Origin of the sequence: Ihubacter massiliensis (assembly GCF_024125305.1) — a bacterium.
In the GTDB taxonomy this organism is placed as follows: domain Bacteria; phylum Bacillota; class Clostridia; order Peptostreptococcales; family Anaerovoracaceae; genus Hominibacterium; species Hominibacterium faecale.
Genome location: NZ_JAMXVH010000001.1, coordinates 4,183,733 through 4,202,295, shown reverse-complemented (window position 1 = coordinate 4,202,295; position 18,563 = coordinate 4,183,733). Strand labels below are relative to the sequence as shown.

Annotated in this window: 14 protein-coding genes; 1 reads left to right on the top strand and 13 read right to left on the bottom strand. The window is 46.1% G+C overall.

The features are described from left to right. Position 1 precedes the first annotated feature (1 nt). The 4 genes from NIA71_RS19245 to NIA71_RS19230 form a co-directional block, all read right to left on the bottom strand. Positions 2-364 carry a GrdX family protein gene (locus NIA71_RS19245; RefSeq protein WP_148397722.1) on the bottom strand — a complete coding sequence of 121 codons (363 nt, stop codon included), beginning with the start codon at positions 362-364 and terminating at the stop codon, positions 2-4. 336 nt (positions 365-700) lie between these two features. Further along, positions 701-2,077, bottom strand: a complete 1,377-nt coding sequence (locus NIA71_RS19240) for an APC family permease (RefSeq protein ID WP_253021225.1) — start codon at positions 2,075-2,077, stop codon at positions 701-703. Next, positions 2,078-3,712: an amidohydrolase gene (locus tag NIA71_RS19235; protein WP_253021224.1), complete on the bottom strand. Its 1,635-nt coding sequence runs from the start codon at positions 3,710-3,712 to the stop codon at positions 2,078-2,080. 141 nt (positions 3,713-3,853) lie between these two features. After that, positions 3,854-5,173 (bottom strand): aspartate aminotransferase family protein, encoded by a 1,320-nt coding sequence (locus NIA71_RS19230; protein WP_227754669.1) that lies wholly within the window; start codon positions 5,171-5,173, stop codon positions 3,854-3,856. A 307-nt stretch (positions 5,174-5,480) separates the two neighbouring features. On the opposite strand from NIA71_RS19230, the gene NIA71_RS19225 reads away from it, so the two are divergent. Further along, positions 5,481-6,038, top strand: coding sequence for an aldehyde ferredoxin oxidoreductase N-terminal domain-containing protein (locus NIA71_RS19225; RefSeq protein ID WP_227754670.1), 558 nt, complete (start codon positions 5,481-5,483; stop codon positions 6,036-6,038). A 142-nt stretch (positions 6,039-6,180) separates the two neighbouring features. Here the strand turns inward: NIA71_RS19225 and NIA71_RS19220 are convergent, their stop codons facing one another. The 9 genes from NIA71_RS19220 to NIA71_RS19180 all read right to left on the bottom strand — a co-directional run bounded on the left by NIA71_RS19220 (position 6,181) and on the right by NIA71_RS19180 (position 18,442). Next, positions 6,181-7,458, bottom strand: a complete 1,278-nt coding sequence (locus NIA71_RS19220; protein ID WP_253021223.1) for a MerR family transcriptional regulator — start codon at positions 7,456-7,458, stop codon at positions 6,181-6,183. A gap of 198 nt (positions 7,459-7,656) precedes the next feature. After that, complete coding sequence (locus NIA71_RS19215; protein ID WP_253021222.1) at positions 7,657-10,569, bottom strand: molybdopterin-dependent oxidoreductase; 2,913 nt, start codon at positions 10,567-10,569, stop codon at positions 7,657-7,659. A 309-nt stretch (positions 10,570-10,878) separates the two neighbouring features. Then, positions 10,879-12,186, bottom strand: a complete 1,308-nt coding sequence (grdB, locus tag NIA71_RS19210) for a glycine reductase complex selenoprotein B (protein WP_227754673.1) — start codon at positions 12,184-12,186, stop codon at positions 10,879-10,881. Between the two features lie 9 nt (positions 12,187-12,195). Further along, complete coding sequence (locus tag NIA71_RS19205) at positions 12,196-13,476, bottom strand: glycine/sarcosine/betaine reductase component B subunit (protein WP_253021221.1); 1,281 nt, start codon at positions 13,474-13,476, stop codon at positions 12,196-12,198. A gap of 1 nt (position 13,477) precedes the next feature. Continuing rightward, entirely contained in the window at positions 13,478-13,837 is a 360-nt protein-coding gene (locus NIA71_RS19200; protein ID WP_227754675.1) for a GrdX family protein, read from the bottom strand. Between the two features lie 52 nt (positions 13,838-13,889). Then, the gene (locus NIA71_RS19195) at positions 13,890-14,999 is read right to left on the bottom strand and encodes an alanine racemase (protein ID WP_227754676.1); all 1,110 of its coding nucleotides are present in this window, start codon (positions 14,997-14,999) and stop codon (positions 13,890-13,892) included. A gap of 3 nt (positions 15,000-15,002) precedes the next feature. After that, a complete protein-coding gene (locus NIA71_RS19190; protein WP_148397719.1) occupies positions 15,003-16,139 on the bottom strand; it encodes a hypothetical protein in 1,137 nt (378 codons plus the stop codon). A 133-nt stretch (positions 16,140-16,272) separates the two neighbouring features. Next, complete coding sequence (locus NIA71_RS19185) at positions 16,273-17,472, bottom strand: helix-turn-helix domain-containing protein (protein ID WP_253021220.1); 1,200 nt, start codon at positions 17,470-17,472, stop codon at positions 16,273-16,275. Between the two features lie 175 nt (positions 17,473-17,647). Beyond that, on the bottom strand, positions 17,648-18,442 hold the full coding sequence (locus tag NIA71_RS19180; protein ID WP_148397717.1) for an aspartate/glutamate racemase family protein: 795 nt from the start codon (positions 18,440-18,442) through the stop codon (positions 17,648-17,650). Between the last annotated feature and the right edge of the window lie 121 nt (positions 18,443-18,563).

Genomic DNA, 18,563 nt, shown 5'->3' with positions numbered 1-18,563 from the left:
CTCATTTTATTGCACTGTCAAGCAGTGCCAGGTCTACTCTTCGAAAGTCCTCTAAAACAGTTCGTGTATAATTTGTAACGTTACAGCTATGATAAAGTTTATCATGCATACTGATAGCCTCCTCAATCAATGTTAATGACCGATAATCCAGACCATCCTGCTGCTCTGATAACACAACTGATTTAAAGGGTGTTTCTGTGGGTTTTATGCTGCCAGACAAAGGGTGCGTCAGCAACCGATGTCCTTTATGTACATAGTCCCTGACTAGGCAGAGAAGTTCTCTATGCGTCACCTGAAAAAATTTTAAATTATATCCTTCTTCATATGCAGCTGATACCATTATGTTGTTTGTAACAATTATCATGGCTACCCCCCTTTTTTACTCATCCAATGACATCTCTGGCGGAAGCTCTTTGAAAAACCTGGTCTTTATAGTCAGGCAGATCAATCCCGCGCCCAGCCAGCAAAATCCTAATACCTGATCTTTTCGATATCGAAATACGGCTACTGTTTAAACGCTAATATATAGAGCAAGTATCGTGCCAATCCAAAGATACTGATTTTCCAATATATTCACACACATACAAAGATCCTGTGTCAAAATATGATACATATAGCCTTAGAGACTCGTTAAAATAAAGCCGTTTTCATGCTGTATTATATTTTGACGGTGACAAAATATAATACAATTGTTCGATATTTACTCATCCAATGACATCTCTGGCGGAAGCTCTCTGAAAAACCTGGTCTTTATGGTCAGGTAGATCAATCCCGCGCCCAGCCAACAAAATCCTAATACCTTTGAGTGCCAATCCAACCCTAGCCATACGAAAAAAGTAAATCCGGCACCAATCAGAGGCGCAATCAAATAGCTTAAGATCGCATTGAGTCCTCGTTCTTTCTTTTTAACGTAGTAAAAAACGACCACAGATAAATTAACTAATGTGAATCCAAGCAATGCTCCGAAACTCACCAAAGAGGTTGCGGTAACCAGTGAGATAAATAGCGCTACCAGACTTATCACTGCTATAATAATGGCATTATAGGATGGGGTCTTGTGCTTTGGATGAATGTGCGCAAATATTTTTCCCGGAAGGATGCCATCTCGACCCATACTGTACAGAATACGGGCAGCTGAGGTCTGGCAATTAACTACGGAAGCAAAGCAGCCTACAGTATACGTTCCGGTAAAAACATATGCCATGGTCGATCCTGCTACTTTTGTCATAAATTCATAACTGCCAGCATCAGGGTCAACCAGCTCGTTCCAAGCATTAGGCCAGCACAATGTCAGGAAATAGGTAATCAAAACAAAGAATAGGCCCATGATAATGCAGGTAATGATAATAGCTTTGCCCACATTTTTTTCAGGCTGGATGGCTTCTTCCGAAAGTGTTGATATGGCATCAAATCCCAAAAATGAAAGCGCCAGTATTGATGCTGTTGAAAACAGCATTGGAACTCCCATGCCGGCCTTGTTAAACTCTTCAAAGTTGAAGAAACAGTTCAGATCAAAGAAGGTGCCAGCGCCATTGCCTCCTGTCAGCCATCGGATCATAAATATAAAAAGTGCTACAATGAATACAGCCTGTATCAGAACGATCATACTGCTTACATTTATGGCAACTTCGATTCCCCGGTAGCAGACTACTGCGGTAATAAAAATAAGGATAAGAATCCAAACAGGAATTGGGATCGCCGGAACCGCCTGGTTGAGGTAGATAGACATTACTAAATAGGTCAGCATTGGAAGCAGCATATAACCCATGAGGATCGTCCATCCGGAAATAAATCCCACATATGGATTCATACTCTTACTTACATAGGTATATGTTGAACCCGCTACCGGAAAAGATCGTGCCATTTTTGAATAACTGAAAGCCGTAAAAGCCATAGCAGTTGTTGTTACAACAAAGCATAAGGAAATCATTCCATGCGACATTGTCGTTGCCAAACCATAGGTTGTAAATATGGTGAGGGGTAGTATATAAGCCACTCCATAAAATACCAGGTGACGAAGTTTTAATATTCTTTTAAGAGTCTGTTTCTTCTCCGTTGTATTTTGGATACTGTTCATTTACCTTCCCCTTTCATTCTTCCATTCACAGACATATCTGACTGTTCCATCCATGATGGTCATTGCTGACCGGGCCTCACGGATTTTCTCTGCTGGAATCTTAAAAAGATCTCTATCAATAACTGTTATATCCGCAAAATTTCCAACCTTAATCGTTCCCAGCTCATTTTCTCTACCGACTCCGTAGGCTGATCCATATGTATAACTACGAATTGCTTCTGCTACAGTGAGCCTCTCCTGAGGATTCCAGCCTCCCTCCGGTTCGCCGTTGTCCAACGTACGGATGATCGAGCGGCTGATCTGGTAGTACGGGTTTCCTGAAACAACCGGACAATCGGTGCCCAAAGCAACAACACCTGTTGACTTTAACAACGATTTGACCGGCCAGCACCGCCAAGCTCGTTCATCGCCCAGGGTAATCCGATATTCGTGATTATCCCAATGAGGAGAAAGCCCCAAATGTTCAGGCTGCATGGAGGGAACGACATCCAGCTGACGAAAACGCATAATATCCGCTTTATCTACCAACTCCGCATGTTCAATCGTATGACGGAGAGGGCCATATTTTTTTATCGCTTTTTGATAGTAATTCAGTGCAAGCTGCACCGCTTTATCTGCCTGCGCATGCAGTTTTACAGAAAACCCATGCTGGTGTGCCGTCATCACGCACTGTTCCAGTTTTTCCAGATCACCGATGACCGTTCCTTTGTTCCCAGGCTCATCCGTATAATCTTCCAGAAGCAGACAGGTATGAGTCGGAAAAATTCCTTCTGTAAACTGTTTGAGCTGGTCAAATCTGACTTTATCTGTACTAAGGGTAGAGCGGCGAATTTCATGCACAGCAATATCTTCAAACAGGTTGCCGGCGATATGGATCCGCAGCGGGAGCTCATCTTTATCTTCCAGATATTTGACAGCCTTTAAAAAACTCATTTCTACGCCAAACAGCGGCTGCACATCCACAAGGGAAGTCACTCCGTATGCGGACATTTCTTCCAGGAAGGGTCGCAGATAGTTCAGCTGGAGCTCCAGCGGCATATCCATAGCCTTTGCTGCCACAAGCCCCGCGGCATCCTCATCCAGTACTCCGGTCGGATTGCCATTCTCATCCTTGTGGATCGTCCCGCCTTTGGGCGTTTCGGTATTTTGGTCAATCCCGCAGATTTCCAGCGCCTTGCTATTTACCCAGATTCCATGACACTCGGTATTCATTAAGAAAACCGGCCGGTCAGGAAAATAGGCATCCAGGGATTTTCTCGTTGGCAGCGCCTGATCCTTCCAATAAAAGTTGTACCAGTTAAAACCGAAAATCCATCCTTCGGTGGGATGCTGCTTCTCAAATTCAGCTACCATTCTAGCGGACTCTTCTTCCGACTTAGCCGCCCCCAAATTTACGCTTGACAAATATAGACTTGCCAGTGCCAGATGTACGTGACTGTCATGCAGCCCTGGTATGATCAATTTATTCTTAAAATCATATATTTTCGTATTGCTGTCGATGAGTGTTTTTGTTCCTTCGTCACATGCCCCGGCACCAATAATTTTATTCCCAGCAATAGCCACAAACCCTGAGAAAGGGTCATCGCACATACTGTCAAATATAGCATCGCTCTTTAGTATAATATCCGCTTTCATTACCAGTCCTCCTTAGCAGTTGACCTGCTGCTCTATCTGCATGCAGCTCACAACAGCTCTTTGTAAACTGCATGCAAATTTCGGTTTTTTCATACAGTTGCCTTTTGTTCTGTAAATTTGACTCTTTAGTTCCGCATTGTTTTACAGAGTTTCCACAGTTGCTTTGAATGCAGTAAGGATTTTTTCGAAGTCTTCATCTGTATGCTGCAAGGAAAAGAAAATTGTTTCTGTAGCGTCGCCTCCCTGCATAATAACTCCCCTGTTGAGCATGGAGATGTAGAACTTGAACCACATGTCAGAATCCTGCTTTGCCATATCGCGGTAATTGTTTACTTCCGTGATGCCAAAGTTAATGGACCCCATAGCACCGATATGCTTAAGTCTGGAAGTGACACCTGCCTTTTTCAGCATGCCCTTCATTTCTTCAAAGGTCTTATCAGCTTTTTTAATCAGGCTTTCTGTTGCTTCTTTTGTCAGAATCTTACCCAAAACGGTCTTAGCCGCACAGATGCTGAGAGGGTTTCCACCAAAGGTTCCGCAGTGTTCCGTATCTACTTCGATATGCTGCATGATCTCTCTCTTGCCGCCAAAGGCCGAAATCGGATATCCGCCGCCGATGGCTTTTGAAACTACCACCAGGTCCGGAGTAACGCCCACTTTACCAGCCGCCCCATGATAGGAAACACGTGCACCACAGATGACTTCGTCAAAGATAAGAACGATATTTTCTCTTGTGGTGATCGCTCTTACTTTGTCGAGATAGTTTTCTTTTGGTAGGATCACGGTCGAGTTTGCCATGATCGGCTCTAAAATAAATGCTGCGATCTGACCCTTGTTTGCTGCGATCGCTCTTTCAAGGGCCTCGATATCATTGAAAGGTACGGTGATCACAGTGTCAGCCAGGCAGGAAGGAACCCCTGCGGACATACATACGCTTGTCGGTGCATCAGCCGGACCTGCCTGCGCTACGTCTGGATGAATGCTCCACAGCACGGAATCATGCGCTCCGTGGAATCCCCCTTCCAACTTGATAATCTTATCTTTTGCTGTATAAGCTCTGGCAACGCGTAAAGCATGCATAGTTCCCTCTGTTCCTGAGCAGGAGAATCTCACCATATCCATGAACGGATATCGTTCTCTAAGAAGCTCTGCAACGACTCTTTCATTTTCATATGGGATGGCATAGTCTACACCTTTTCCAATCTGCTCAATCACGGCCTTTGATAAGACTGGATGATTATGCCCGATCATAGTCGGTCCGAAAGAGCACTGGCAGTCTATGTATTCATTTCCATCAATATCCCAGACTTTGGAGCCGCCTGCTTTCTCAACAAAAAACGGGAAGGGTTTATTTGCTCGAATGTTACTTGTTACGCCCAATGGCAATATTTCTTTTGCTTTCTCATACATAGCCAATGATTTCGGATGCGCGTCATAATAATTTTGTAAAAATTTTTCCATTGTTTTTCTCCTCTTTAATTTAACGTGATACAGGTTTTTAATAGTTGTAACTTACGGGCCTAATAACGATCCTCTGTTGAAGTGTTTTGCATCGTTTCAGGCGATGCCATTAATATAGACTATCCAGTTCGCTATGTGTCAATTTAGAAAATTCGCTTTTTTTCCTAACATGCACCCATCAGCTGTGCGATGCGCAAATTTTCTTTATTTTTTCATATTGACACGAAGTCCTCTGTGCCTGCTATCATCATTTAAGAATTCATCTAAAGTTTGAATGTTTGTATAATACAAGGAGGCTTAAACGATTATGGAAAATAATAATCAGGCCATGCGATCTTTTGATGGATACGCTGGTAAAGAATTGATCGTCAATTTGACAAAAAAGATCATCAGCGCACGCTATATACGAAAAGAAGAGATGTATCGGTATCGATTTGATGGCCAGCTCTATCTCTATACATTATATAACGAGCTGAATATTGAAACAGGCCCTCCTGGAACAGACAGCGCTATTATGCTGGCACCCCTCCCTTCAAGAGACGCAGACAGCGAGACAGCCATCTGTTATCGCTCCTCTGATACCGGGGCCCTTAGGGGAATTAAATGTAAAAGCCCATTTGCCCTTAACATGAACCGGGCCGGCTTCAATTTTGTCACCATCTACGGAAAATCTTCAGCTCCAGTATATCTGAAAATTTCTTCTGGTGCCGGATCGCTTACAAATGCTGCCCATTTTCAAAGGTCAGAATATACTCTGATCCACCTCTTGCTTTCAGAAGAGGAAGTATCATCCGTCTTAAAAGAAAAGAATCTGCTGGGCATAGCTGTTCAGAAGGCGGATACAAATGTACGGCTGGCCGTTTGATGTCCAAACACCCCCTCTATTTTTGACCATGCACTCTAACCCGTATAGAACTAGGTGCCGCAAAACTGTCAAAAACAGAAACTGCCCCGGAGCAATCCTTGGGCAGTTTTGTTTCGCACGACCGTTTCTATTAATGGGCTCTTTATGCGGTGATTATGCTTTCCTTATTCGAGTCCACACCGACTTTCCCAAAATAAGCATAAAAGTAGAGGGCATCCCCTTTGGCATGGTAGTCAAACGAATATCCACTTCCTGGCTCCTGAGCTTTTCCCATCTTTTTATCATACAAGAATTCCAATCCGATCCCGCGAAGACGGTTTTTGAAGATCTCCAGGCAAAACAATCGAGAATCGCTCTTAGGGTAATTCTTTTGTATGTTGGCAAGCGTTTTGGCGGATTTCTGGTAATAGGTGTACGCACCGCCTATGTATGCTGTCTGTTTCAGCAGCGATCTGATTTTTTCAAAGGGATATATTGGCTCGTAAAAAATAAACTCACTGGAAGAATAATCATCCAGGAAAAAGTCAATGCTGTTTTCTCTCAGTGGCAGCTCAAAATTTTCGTCGCAGATATACAGGATGTTGTACTGATTATTCAATACACCCATTTTGTCTTTGACATAATCAATAACACTGAGGTGCTGGTCCGCAATAATGATTGTAGTGTCACTTTCAAACAACGTTGGATAGGAGCAGATCAAATCACCGGAAAAGCCTCCCGATGTAATAATCGTTTGTTTTCCCTGAGTTTTTTCATTAAGGTGCTTTTCGATATTTTCTTTTACTTGATAGTAGGATTTTGCCTCCAGGTTCAGATAGTCAGTCGAATACTCTGTCATAAGATTCAATATATTGCTCCACTCAACCTTAGCAAAACTGCTTTGGGCCCCACGAATGACGCCGTCTATGACTCTCAATTGATAGCCGCAGGCGGGACAGCCGATATTGGCCGACAAGATTTTATTGTTCTGGATTATGGTATTGTCAAATGACAAGGTTCTTTTACAGCGTGGACACGCCAGCAGGGGCAGACATTCGATGGGGACGCCTACACTGATATCTGCTGCTTTATCTGGGATTTTGATAATTTCTTTTCCAAGGTCCTGTACACATTTCTCAAGTTCTTTTATCTGAGTGTTCAGTTCTTTCTGCTTGGTATAAAATAGTTTGTTGTATTTTGTAATCGCATCAGCATTTAAGGTATATTGTATTAAACTACGTATATGAAAGATCTGGCTGATTTCTGGAAGTGAATAATGCATCTGTTTTAGTTTTTGTATCTCCTCCATAGCTTCTATACATTTCTGATCAAAATCATACTGGTTTCCCTTCATTTTAGGAGACAACAACCCTTGTTCCACATAATAGCGAATTCCATTTGTGCTTAAATTATACCTAGCCGCAAATTGCCCTGTCCTCATTCTCTACCTCACATTTGTTCTTTTATGCACAATATAATTTTTTTCAATATAGTTATTATATCATATTGAAAAAACAAGCCAAAAGATTTTCGGTTATTCTCAATCATTTTAACAAATTGAAAATAGCGAAAAATTTTGGCTTATTTAACCTTTTAACTCTTAATCTATGCGAAATGTCTTTTTTAATATGTATGCCGTCTATTCTACTACGATCGGCTCATAGGTTTCTGCTTTATCTTCCGGGAACATATCTTCAAACAAGTCTGTCTTGGGATTGTCCTTTATGTATTCCATCTCTTCATAGAAATCAGAACCCAGGAAGTATTTTTTTGGAGGCAGGATTTCTTCGCCCCTTGCCAGCTTATCCAAACCAGCTTTGATCTTTTCCGGATAGGCAGGCAGGTCAAAGATCCTTACGCCACAGGCATTATCGATGGCATTGATTACTGCCATATGGCCCGCTGACTGAAAGGCCTCTGATGCTCCGGAGGAACCAAACGGGTTAGTGTTTCTTGGTGTGCAGTGGTGGATCAGATTAAAATTGTCGGGAATATCCTTGATGGTTGGAACGCCTGCACCAGCAAGGCTCGTATGTTTTTTGACGTCATCATAGTTTTCCGTAAGTGCAAAACCAATGCAGTGCGAAAGCCCGCCATAAGCCTGACCATCGACAGCAGCTACATTTCCGATAACACCTACATCATCGATGCACCAATAACCGATACAAGTGGCCTTACCAGTTTTGGTATCAACTTCTACTTCTGCCATATGCAGGGCATAGGTGTAAGCTGGTACCGGATTTCCTTTTCCTGTATTTGGGTCCAGATACTTCAAAGTCCTGTCTTCCGGGTTCTGATACTGTGCTTCATACTTGAGTGGAATGCCTTCGACGACCATTTCATCGTAGTTCCTGTAACTTCCGTCTTCTTTTCTCATCCCATTCATCAGCTGCTCTGCTGCCATAGCTACTGCTTTGCTGTTCATATAGTGCTGTCTGGAAGAGGCGGTAGCACCAGAGTCCGGACAAATTTTGGAGTCATTCTGCACCAGCTTGATATCATCTGGAGTAACGCCCAGTGGTTTCAGAGCTTCCAGCGTAGTCATCAGCGCTCCGATATCTCCGCCCTGCCCCTGATCCTGCCATGTATCATATTTTGCAATCCTTCCGTCCGGCAGCAGTTCAAGGGCAACGGTGCATTGGTCAAAGATTCCTTCTGTTACATTGTATCCGCCCCATGCGATACCTACGCCTCTCTTCTTTTCAGGAGTAGATTCTTTGGCAGCTCTTTCTTTTACTTCCTCATAAATCGGTCTTAAGATATCCATCATCTTTTCCATCGGATATTCACGGAAAGGATACTGATTGATGTTAGTGTCTCCTGGTCTTGCGATGTTCTTATATCTAAATTCAAATGGATCCATACCGATTCTCTTAGCCATCATGTCCATCAGTGCTTCACTGCAGGTATATGCCTGTGGAGAGCCATAGCCTCTGTATGATGTCCCGTAATTGTGGTTGGTGCAGGCAACTCTGGTCAATCCTAGACAATTGGGTACATTATACGGGAAAAACATGAATCTTGCCGGTCTGGTTATCAAGTCATCACCAAATTCGTTGTAAGATCCATGATCCAGGCCGCAATCCCATTCTGCCGCAAGGATTTTTCCATCGTTATCGCAGGCTAGTTTGCCGTTGCTGAAGGAAGGAGCCCGCTTACCTGACAGTGCCATAAACTCCTGATGAGTGATTGAAAGGGCTACTGGCATATCGTCACAGGCTAGACAGATGATCGCCGCCATGGCAAATGTCGCGGCGGATACACCCCAACCAAAGGTGGATCCTGTTGGATTCTGGATAACGCGAATTTTTTCTTCCGGCAATCCAGTGGCCTCAGCGATATCTCCGATGTGCGTATAGATCATCATTGCCTTGCAGTGAATGGTTAGAAGTCCATCATCACCCCAATAAGCTTGGATCGTATCGCCCTCGATATTCATATGTGGTTCTCTGGAGGAGTAAAAAGAGCCTTCGACTGTGTAAGGTGCTTCTTTAAACAGGCTTGGTGTATCATGTCCTGCGCCTTTAACGGTCGGCTGTTCTGACCAGAGGTTTGGATGGTCCTCATGGATCCGTTCTGCATCCGGCATAACAGCTTCCAGATAGGTCTTATATTCCGGCAACTGTTCCCAGTCAATGGTGACTTTTTTTACTGCATCCTGAGCATGAGCTTTGGTATCAGCCACTACAAAAGCAACTACATCACCATAGTTGTAAATCTTATCCTCTGCAATGATTGGGTGAGTTTGCCCAGTTGCCAGGGTTCTTGGAGAGAAAGTAAAGAACCCCACGCGATTTGGCCCTTTTACGTCTTCTGCGGTAACAACTTTGTATACACCCGGCATTCTCTCTGCTTCTTCTTTATGGATTGCTTTAATTCTAGCATGAAATGCCACTTTAGGCTGTACCAGTACTGCGTGCAGCGTATTCTCAGGCATCTTTAATTCAATATCATCGCCATAATCTGCAACACCGCACACCTTTGCCAACGCAGCTGGCCGTACCAGAGGTTTGCCGTAATATTCCTTGTCTTCCGGAAGCTTCACCATGATATCTTCCAATGCACAGTCGTTTCTCATCACTTTAGCAGCGTTCATTACTGCGTCTACGATCTGTTTGTACCCTGTACAGCGACAGATGTTTCTGTGTTTCTGAAACCAATCTCTGATCTCTTCCCTAGTTGGATCGAGATTTTGTCGCAGCAGCGCATAAGCGGATACGATAAACCCCGGAGTGCAGAACCCGCACTGGACCGCTCCGGCATGCATGAACGCTACTTGGATCGGATGCAAGTAATTGGGGGCTCCGATGCCTTCGATCGTAGTTACATGACTATACTCGTCCACATCTGAAATCTTCCTAACACAGGATCGGACTACTCTTCCATCCAAGATTACAGAACATGATCCACAGACACCCTCTCCACAGCCCACTTTTGTCCCTGTAAGTCCCAGCCGCCGTATTACAGATGCCAGCGTATCGCGTTCAGGATCGCAAATAAACATGCGATCGGCGCCGTTAATATTCAGTATCATTTTCTTCAGCCTCATCATAATTTACCTCCGCCTTGATTTTTGGTTTAATAAATAAGCAATATATTTATGATTACTTTACACTGCACAGCTCACTATACGTCAATATCAATTATTAATCATTGTTGGGAAAATACACAGTAGACAGGACTTGATGTCTTTTCCCCCACCCCAAGTACATATACAGAAAATATGCTAAAACAAAAAGAGACCGTGTTCACACGATCTCAGGCAATTGTTTATAGTCTGGAATACGTTTCCCTCCCAGTAAATATGTAGTCGATATCGAACCAGGTGCATTTTTGCATCGCTCCCCAACCAACCTCCCCATCATTCAAATACTGTCTGTTCACGGATCTCCGTCCCCAGGGCCTCTAAAGCCTTTTCTAAGATTTTCCTTCTAACGGCTTTTTCCTCTTCCGGCTTCAGCGACGGATCCCCCAGGGGATGGGGGATGGCCACGGCGGGAACGATTCGGTTGGCCCCCACAGTTAAGGAAATGGGCACCACCGTGCAGATATGCACGACAGGAATTCCAAACCGTTCAATTTCTTTTACCATCGTTGCACCGCAACGTGTACAGGTTCCTCAGGTTGAGGTCAGGATCACTGCATCCACGCCCGCTGTCTGAATACGCCTTCCGATTTCTGACGCATACTCCCTGGCCTTCGCCACTGCTGTCCCGTTGCCCACGGTTGTGTAGAATCGATTGTGCAGAGAACCGATCTTTCCTTCCTGTTCCAAGTCTCTTAAAACATCCACCGGCAATACCCGGTCCGCGTCCTCATTGGCGTATACCGGATCATAGCCTCCGTGGGCAGTCTCATAAGTTTCTTCTGTAAGGTTCCGCACGCCGGTAATATCGTGCTCACCGAATTTAGAAGCACTGGAAGATTCCATATGATCGGGATTACCCTTTGGTACAATGCCGCCGGAGGTAACAAGCGCCACTTTGGCTTTGCTCATGTCCGTGACAGCGGGGCTGGGCTTTACCCGGTCAAAAGCAGGCATAGGGAATTCAGTCGTAAAGGTTTCGCCGGCCATCTTCTTGAGCAGCATCTCCACCGCCCGCGCCGCCCCCCTTTTTTCCTCAAAAAGATTGACTCGGATCCCATTTGGTATATATCCCTCCTGAGCCGCGGTTCCGATTGCTTCTCCCCTGGCAGTCCGCAGCCCGAAAGGTGCCATTACTTTGACCGCCTCTCGCATTCCCGCGGCGCTGGCCTTGGTGGATATGATGTGGACCTCTTTTTTAAACATGTCTGCTCCGGGGTTTTCTTCATACATACCGGTTATAGCTGGGATGCCCAGTTCCTTTTTTACCGCAGCGGCGGTGCAGCCGCAGGCGACTCCATATCTTCCCGCATTGAAAGCCGGCCCGCAGATGACCAGATCCGGACTGGCCTCTCCAACCATTTGTAGAATCCGTTCCTTCGCTTCTTCCATATTCTGGTTGAAGTAAGTATCGCCGCAGATAACCGTACCGATGATTTCTGCTTCCTTGCCAAAGGCCGCTTGGAACGCTTTTCCCGGCCCCACGGCCCCGTGCCGGTATTCCGGCTCATAGTCCGTTTTTTCTTCGCCGCCGATATTGGCGAAAAACTGGTTGATATAATGAACGACTTTTATTGTTTCCATGCTCCGCTCCTATCTTGCGCTCAGCTTATTAAAACCCAACTCATTGGTAGCCCCTGTGATTGCCTGAAGTTCAACTGTCATTGAGCCGTCGCTTTTCAGACTTCCGTCAAACCCTCCGGAGATCACCCCGGCTGCCGGGGCATATCCGATCACCTGCTCCATAGGCCCCAGGTGAATCAATTCATTGGCATTGCCGCAGGATATCACTGCGTCCGCCTTTTGGTCTCCGTCTGCCAGCGACTGGGATGCGCCGTCTCTTCCCGCATATTCATCAGTTATGATTACCGTATCGATTCCGCTGGCCTCGATCTTTTTACAGTTCATCATCAGATCGGTATCTGGATTGCCGAATCCTTCCTGGGATATGATCACGCCGTCCAGATCGAGCTGCCTGGCCAGCTTGGCCGTCCAGTCCGAGGATCGTTCCTTATCCGCAAGATAAACATTTTCATTGGTAATGATCACACATGTGAAATTCAAGGTTTTGCCATGCTCCTTGAACAAATCGGCGATTACCGGATTGTTGAGATGATGGTAGGTAGTGTTTTTGTCGCACGCGGACACGCAGTTGCCGCTGACAATAGCACCGTCCATGATTTCAGTGGGGCTGAGGATGGTCGGCAGGGATTGTTTCATGTCCACGCCGTAAACATAAGTATCGTGCATGAGTCCCTGGCTCTGCAGCATCAACACATATCCGACCCTTGGAAGATGGGGGAATGCTTCAATGCCTTCTCTGAGGCCGTAAGTTTGGTAAGCCTCCACATCTTGGCTTTCGATATGCCTTGCCAGCTCGCCCAGGTAGGCGGCCGCTTTTAAACCGGCAAACCGCAGCGCTTTTTCATGCTCGTACCGGCTCACGCCCGCTGCCGGCTGGCAGACGAGAACCAGATTGTTCAGCTTCGAAAAGGGCGTATATTCGGCGCCGATGCCCGACATGTCGATCAAACCTTCCTGAAAGCCGACTACCTTCCCGGTTGTAACCACTGCCGCCCCTTTGAGCACATTGGTTCTGCCGCTGCCCACGACGCCGACTTTTGATACGGTTCCCGGAAAAACGCCGCCATCTCCTTTCACCTTTACCCTCGGCTCGATGACGTCCTTTACCGGCATGATACGGGTGCTGTCCCCCGGCTTTGCCAGTTCCAGCTCCACGGATTCCAATGCTTGATCTTCCGCCAAGAGAGCCTGCAGTTCTTCTTTATTCACATAAAGCACATCTCCTTCAATCTTTGACTTGACGCCGAACTGAATGTCTCTTATGGGTATATTGCCTAATTCCAATCTCATTTTATTCCTCCTGTGCACCCTTGATTAGGGCAAAATCCACTTCTTTAAAATCCTCCAGTATGCTTTGGGGATGGTTCAAAATGGGAGCCTCATCTCCTTCATAGGCCCGGATCGCCTCTTCAATCAACCGCAGCGATGACAAATCCAGCTCCTTCCTCTCCCGGCTCAATGCCATGGATTTATACGGCGCCGCCCTGGGGCTGATGCTGCCGGACAACGGATGGGTAAGCAGTTCATGTCCCTGGTGAATCAAATCACGGGCCTGCTTCAGCAGCTCGACGGGCCGTTTTTCTTCATATATCACTTGGGCGCGCCCTTCAAAATACGTTTTCACTTTGGAATTATTGGTTAGAATCAGCATTCTGTTCGATTTTCTCCTCTATCCTGGGGTTGCTGAAAATCAGCGGCCATTTTTAGTAGGAACGCCCTCTGGCAGAAACCGGCCATACGGCTTCTACAATTCCGCTTCTCACTGCGAACAGATAGTCGTGCAAGTTGACGGTTGTACAGCAATGGCTGGGAATCACCAGCATCGTATCCCCAATCCTGCAGTCTTGTAATTTATCCGTTCGATCCACCAAACAATGCTCCTCGTTGAGATCCATGCCTGTCTGAGGATCATCGGCCAAAAGGGGCTGACCTTGGTCGTTGGTGATGGACTTTTCTCCAGCAGTCAAAACGATTCTGTCACCGTACATGCTGCAAATTTTCGTTACGATGTAAAGACTTTGCTGCAAGGGCAATCCAATCATCTCCGGATCGTACGCGCTTTCCATGAAAACATAGGAGCCCGCCTGAACCTCCGTCATGCCGTCGGCAATTTGGGTGGCGTACTTGACCGTGCTGGTGCTGACTCCGGATAGAATCTCCACCGGAACTCCCGAATCCTGCAGATAGCCTTTTACTTCCGCCGCAAACCCGGTCGTCTCCTTTACAAATGTCTTCTTTGCCTCTTCTGTGCGGCAGTCATCGGGGAACCGCCCTTCGTAGGACTGCATGCCTTTAAAGATCAAATTTGGTTTTTTGCTCACATATCGGGCCAGCTCCAGGGTTTCTTCCGCTGTCCGGGTTCCGCACCGGTCCTGAACAATATCCAGTTCAACTAAGACTGGTATTTTTGCTTCTGCTGCGCCGGCAAAGTAATCCAGCGCGTCAATATTTATCTTGTCATCCACGCACACCGACACATCGCAGTATCGGTTCAAACCGGCCAGCACCTTAATTTTGGCCGGGGAAACGATTTGGTTGGCAATGAGAATATTTTTAATGCCGGACATGGCCATCACTTCCGCTTCACCGATCTTTGCGCAGGTAATGCCTGCGGCCCCGGCGGAAATCTGCATATTGGCGATGGCCGGGCATTTGTGGGTCTTAATGTGGGGGCGCAAAACGCATGACGTATGGCCGCTCACGTATTCCTGCATAATCTTGATGTTCTCGTCCAATTTGTCCAGATCCACAATCAGACAGGGATCCGGTAATTCGCTGTAATGCTTGCCTACATAGCTTTCACTGATTAACATGGTTTACTCTCCTTCCTTTCCCGCCAGTTTTTCTTCTTTACCGTTCCGTTTGATGGTAACAGTAAAGAAATTGTAGATCAGGCCGGCCAATATGACGAACCCAAAATACCCGGTAAAAGGGTACAGGAAGTTGACAAGTCCCACAAATCCGCCATAGCTGCACAGGTAAGCCACAATGGTAATGATAAGCAACATCACCGGTTTGCTCATTTTTAAGTTGATCTTCATTTCCTTTAGCCGATTCAGCTGGACATCCAGTGCGAACAGGCTGGCTGCCGCTGTCGTATAAACGGCCAGGAACAAAGCGATCGCATACACCGCTCCTGCGATTGGCGATAACTTGCTCGCCATAACGGCCGTGGGCATATCCACATCTTTTACCAGATCGTAGTTTTCCATGATGGCCTTGCAGCAGATAATCGCCATCACGCATACGGTGGCGCCTGCGATCAGGGATCCCCAAAAGATCGTCCGGTCGCTCTTTGCCAGAGGCCCAAGCGGCGCTACTACCGCAATCCCGCAGAGCATGTTATACGATAAATAGAGCAAAGAAGATAAAAACCAGTTCTGCAGAAGGCCGTTGGTCGATACCGGGTTGAAATCCGCCGAAGGATCCACCGGATTAAACAGCAGGTATATACAAATAATTACCGATGAAATGACCAGAACCGGCACTGCGATACTGAGGCTGTTGACAAACCCCCGGGTGCCGAACATGACCGACAGCAGGGTAATCACAGCCATAAAAATGGAACCCACGATGGTGGGAATTCCAAACTGCATCTCCAGGATGGAAGCGCCGGCCGCATACATGATCGGCAGGCATCCGAACAAGCCCAGAAAAATGATAACTGCATTGGAAAACCACCGGAAGTACTTGTTGTTTTTCGGCGCGAAGACCGCGTCGTAATAGGGCGAATCCATTCGCCTGGCAGTGAGCGCCCCCATGATTCCCAGCATGAAATACCCGAAACCAACTATAACGATTCCCACCAGCCCCTTTGTGCCAAAATTGCCGAAAAAGGACATCAGCTCCTGGCCGGAAGCAAACCCTGCTCCCACCTGCATCCCGATAAAGGGCGCCGCGATGCCCAGTACACCCACCTTGACCGCTGTTTTCGCATTCGTTTTCGTGTTCATCAAATCCCTCCTCTCAACGTCTGCTTGATTTGTTTTCATCATATAACAGCGGCATATGGGGCACAATTGTATGAAATTTCAAAATTTATCGTCAATTTCTTGTAGTCTGCTACAAATGCTTTGAAAAGATTGATCAAAGATTGTCCTCCAGCAGGAACTCCCGAATACAGTTTTTGATTTTACAGAGCCGGACGATCATGTAAAGTTCGATATAACTGTTTTCTGATTCCTCCATGGCGAACAGTTTTTTTATACGGTCAATCCGATAGCGGATCGTATTTTCATGTTGAAACATTTTCTGACTGGTCAGCTTGATGCTTCCGTTGCTTTCCACAAATTGAATTAAGGTTTCCAACATGCAGGAATGGTGCTTGTCATCATACTTCCTCAGCAAGTCCAGCTTTTCTGTATAAGCCTGTACCACGCAGGGGTTATTCTCCATGGGAATTAAGAAGCGGTCGGCGCCGATTGCATCAAACGTGCGTATGGTTTCACGATCGATCCTGCAGCTTATTCCTGCGAAAACACTTTCTTTCATGGCTTCGCCGATCCTCTGGGCGTGATGATGAACTCTGCTGATCCCCAGCTGAAAGGTTCCCGGCGCTGCCAGTTCTTTCACCAGATTGTCCCGAGCCGGCGCAGTTGTTTGCACACCTCCCTTTCCTAGTCCGTATGTATAGACAAGCAGAATTCCCGTTCCAGCCTTTACCATGGAATAATCGGCCGCTGCAGATGGATTTCTTTCAACGGACCGGAGTATTGCTTCTTCCATATTCCAGGCGTCACTGGTCTGGTCCTGACTTTCGGTCGCGCAGCAGCAATAGATGCTCCGGATATTATCGTAAAGATGCATTCCATTCTGCTCAATAAACTCGTTGATCAGCTCTTTGTTTTGTTCGTCTCCCAGCAGCTGGCGGGCCAGCTTGGCGGCCATCTGCCGATTGGCGTCTTCGGCAATTTTTTTCTGCACAAAATAAATGATGTCTTCGGTGTACCCTTTTTTAAATAAAAAAATCGGCACTCCAAAGGCATCGGCATGTCTTTTAATATTCTGTGGAATTTCATCATAATAGATGCTTCTGACCGCAATGGCCGATACGCGCATGCGGAAAAGGGTTTTCAGGCATTCTTCTGAAACTTCCTTGTCTTCTTTGGCTTTTCTCAAAGTGGTGATGACAAAGTCGCTTTTCTTAAAAGTCCTTCTAATTTCTTCCGGAGTTTCCCAATCAAAGATGGCGTTGCCCGTGACGATATTGTTCAGCCCCCGATCGCCTGCAACGAGTTGGAAATCCTCAAACAATGCATCCTTTAATATCCGTTTTACCGTAATCATCCGTTCTTTTTCATATCATCTTCAATGACCATGAAACTCCTTTCCATGATAAATAATTTCATCATGTCCGAATAAGACGATTATAGCATAAGTATTTATTTTTTCAAACTGTATCGATTGAATTATTTATATTATAAATAGTTCTTCACCTTGCCTCACGTTACTGCGACAAGCCCTACAGAAAGCCCCCGCAGCCCCTGTGGGCAACGGTATTGTATAAAAACTTTATCATGGTAACTGCGTCGAATACGGGCAAGTTGACGGCTGCCTGCACCGAGTCGATATACGGTGACATATCCGTGCATTCCAGCAGAACCGCTCCCATATCAGGATGCTCCTGCTGCATTGTGAGCGCAAGATTCACCAGTTCTTCCCTGATCTTGGCCGAATCCAGGTTGCCTACATTTTTATCGATTTTGTAGAATTCCGCTTCATTCTGCGCCCCCACTATGATACAGCGGTCGAAATCCTCCTTTGACACGCCGCAGGATTGAAAGAGACTATAAGTCAGATGAGGCGCGTCTGCGCATAACACGCCAATTTTCTGATGATCCTTCAGTCCTGACCGGATCCAGGGGACCTGGATCACGCCCGATAAGTAAACAGGAACATCCACCGCATTGGCCACCTGTTTTTGAAAATGTCCGAAATATCCGCAGTCTGCGCAGATGACCCTGCATCCGTCCCGCTCCAGCTTTCTGGCCGCTTCAACCAGATGGTCTGCAATCGCCTCTTCCCCGCCGTGAACCATGGTTTGATTGGTTCCTGTCAATTCCATATATTTTACGGGGAAATCAAAGGTATAGGCGTTGCTCACGTGGCCGGGAGGGCATGGGAGCCAGGCCGGAACCACGATGATCCCCACCAGCTCGCCGGTGCAGGTACCGCCTTTGTTGGACCAATAATGCATATCTTCCCCGGGTTTTATGTAATTGTAGTGTCTAAAGATACCGTTTCCTGTCGCTTTCATTTAAAGTTTCTCCTTTCAGATCTGGGTACATGGTTTGGCACAGTGTATTTAATATCGGGAAAATTTTATTGAAATATTTTATTTTTTACGCAAACTTATGGGTTTGTGGGGCCTGATATTG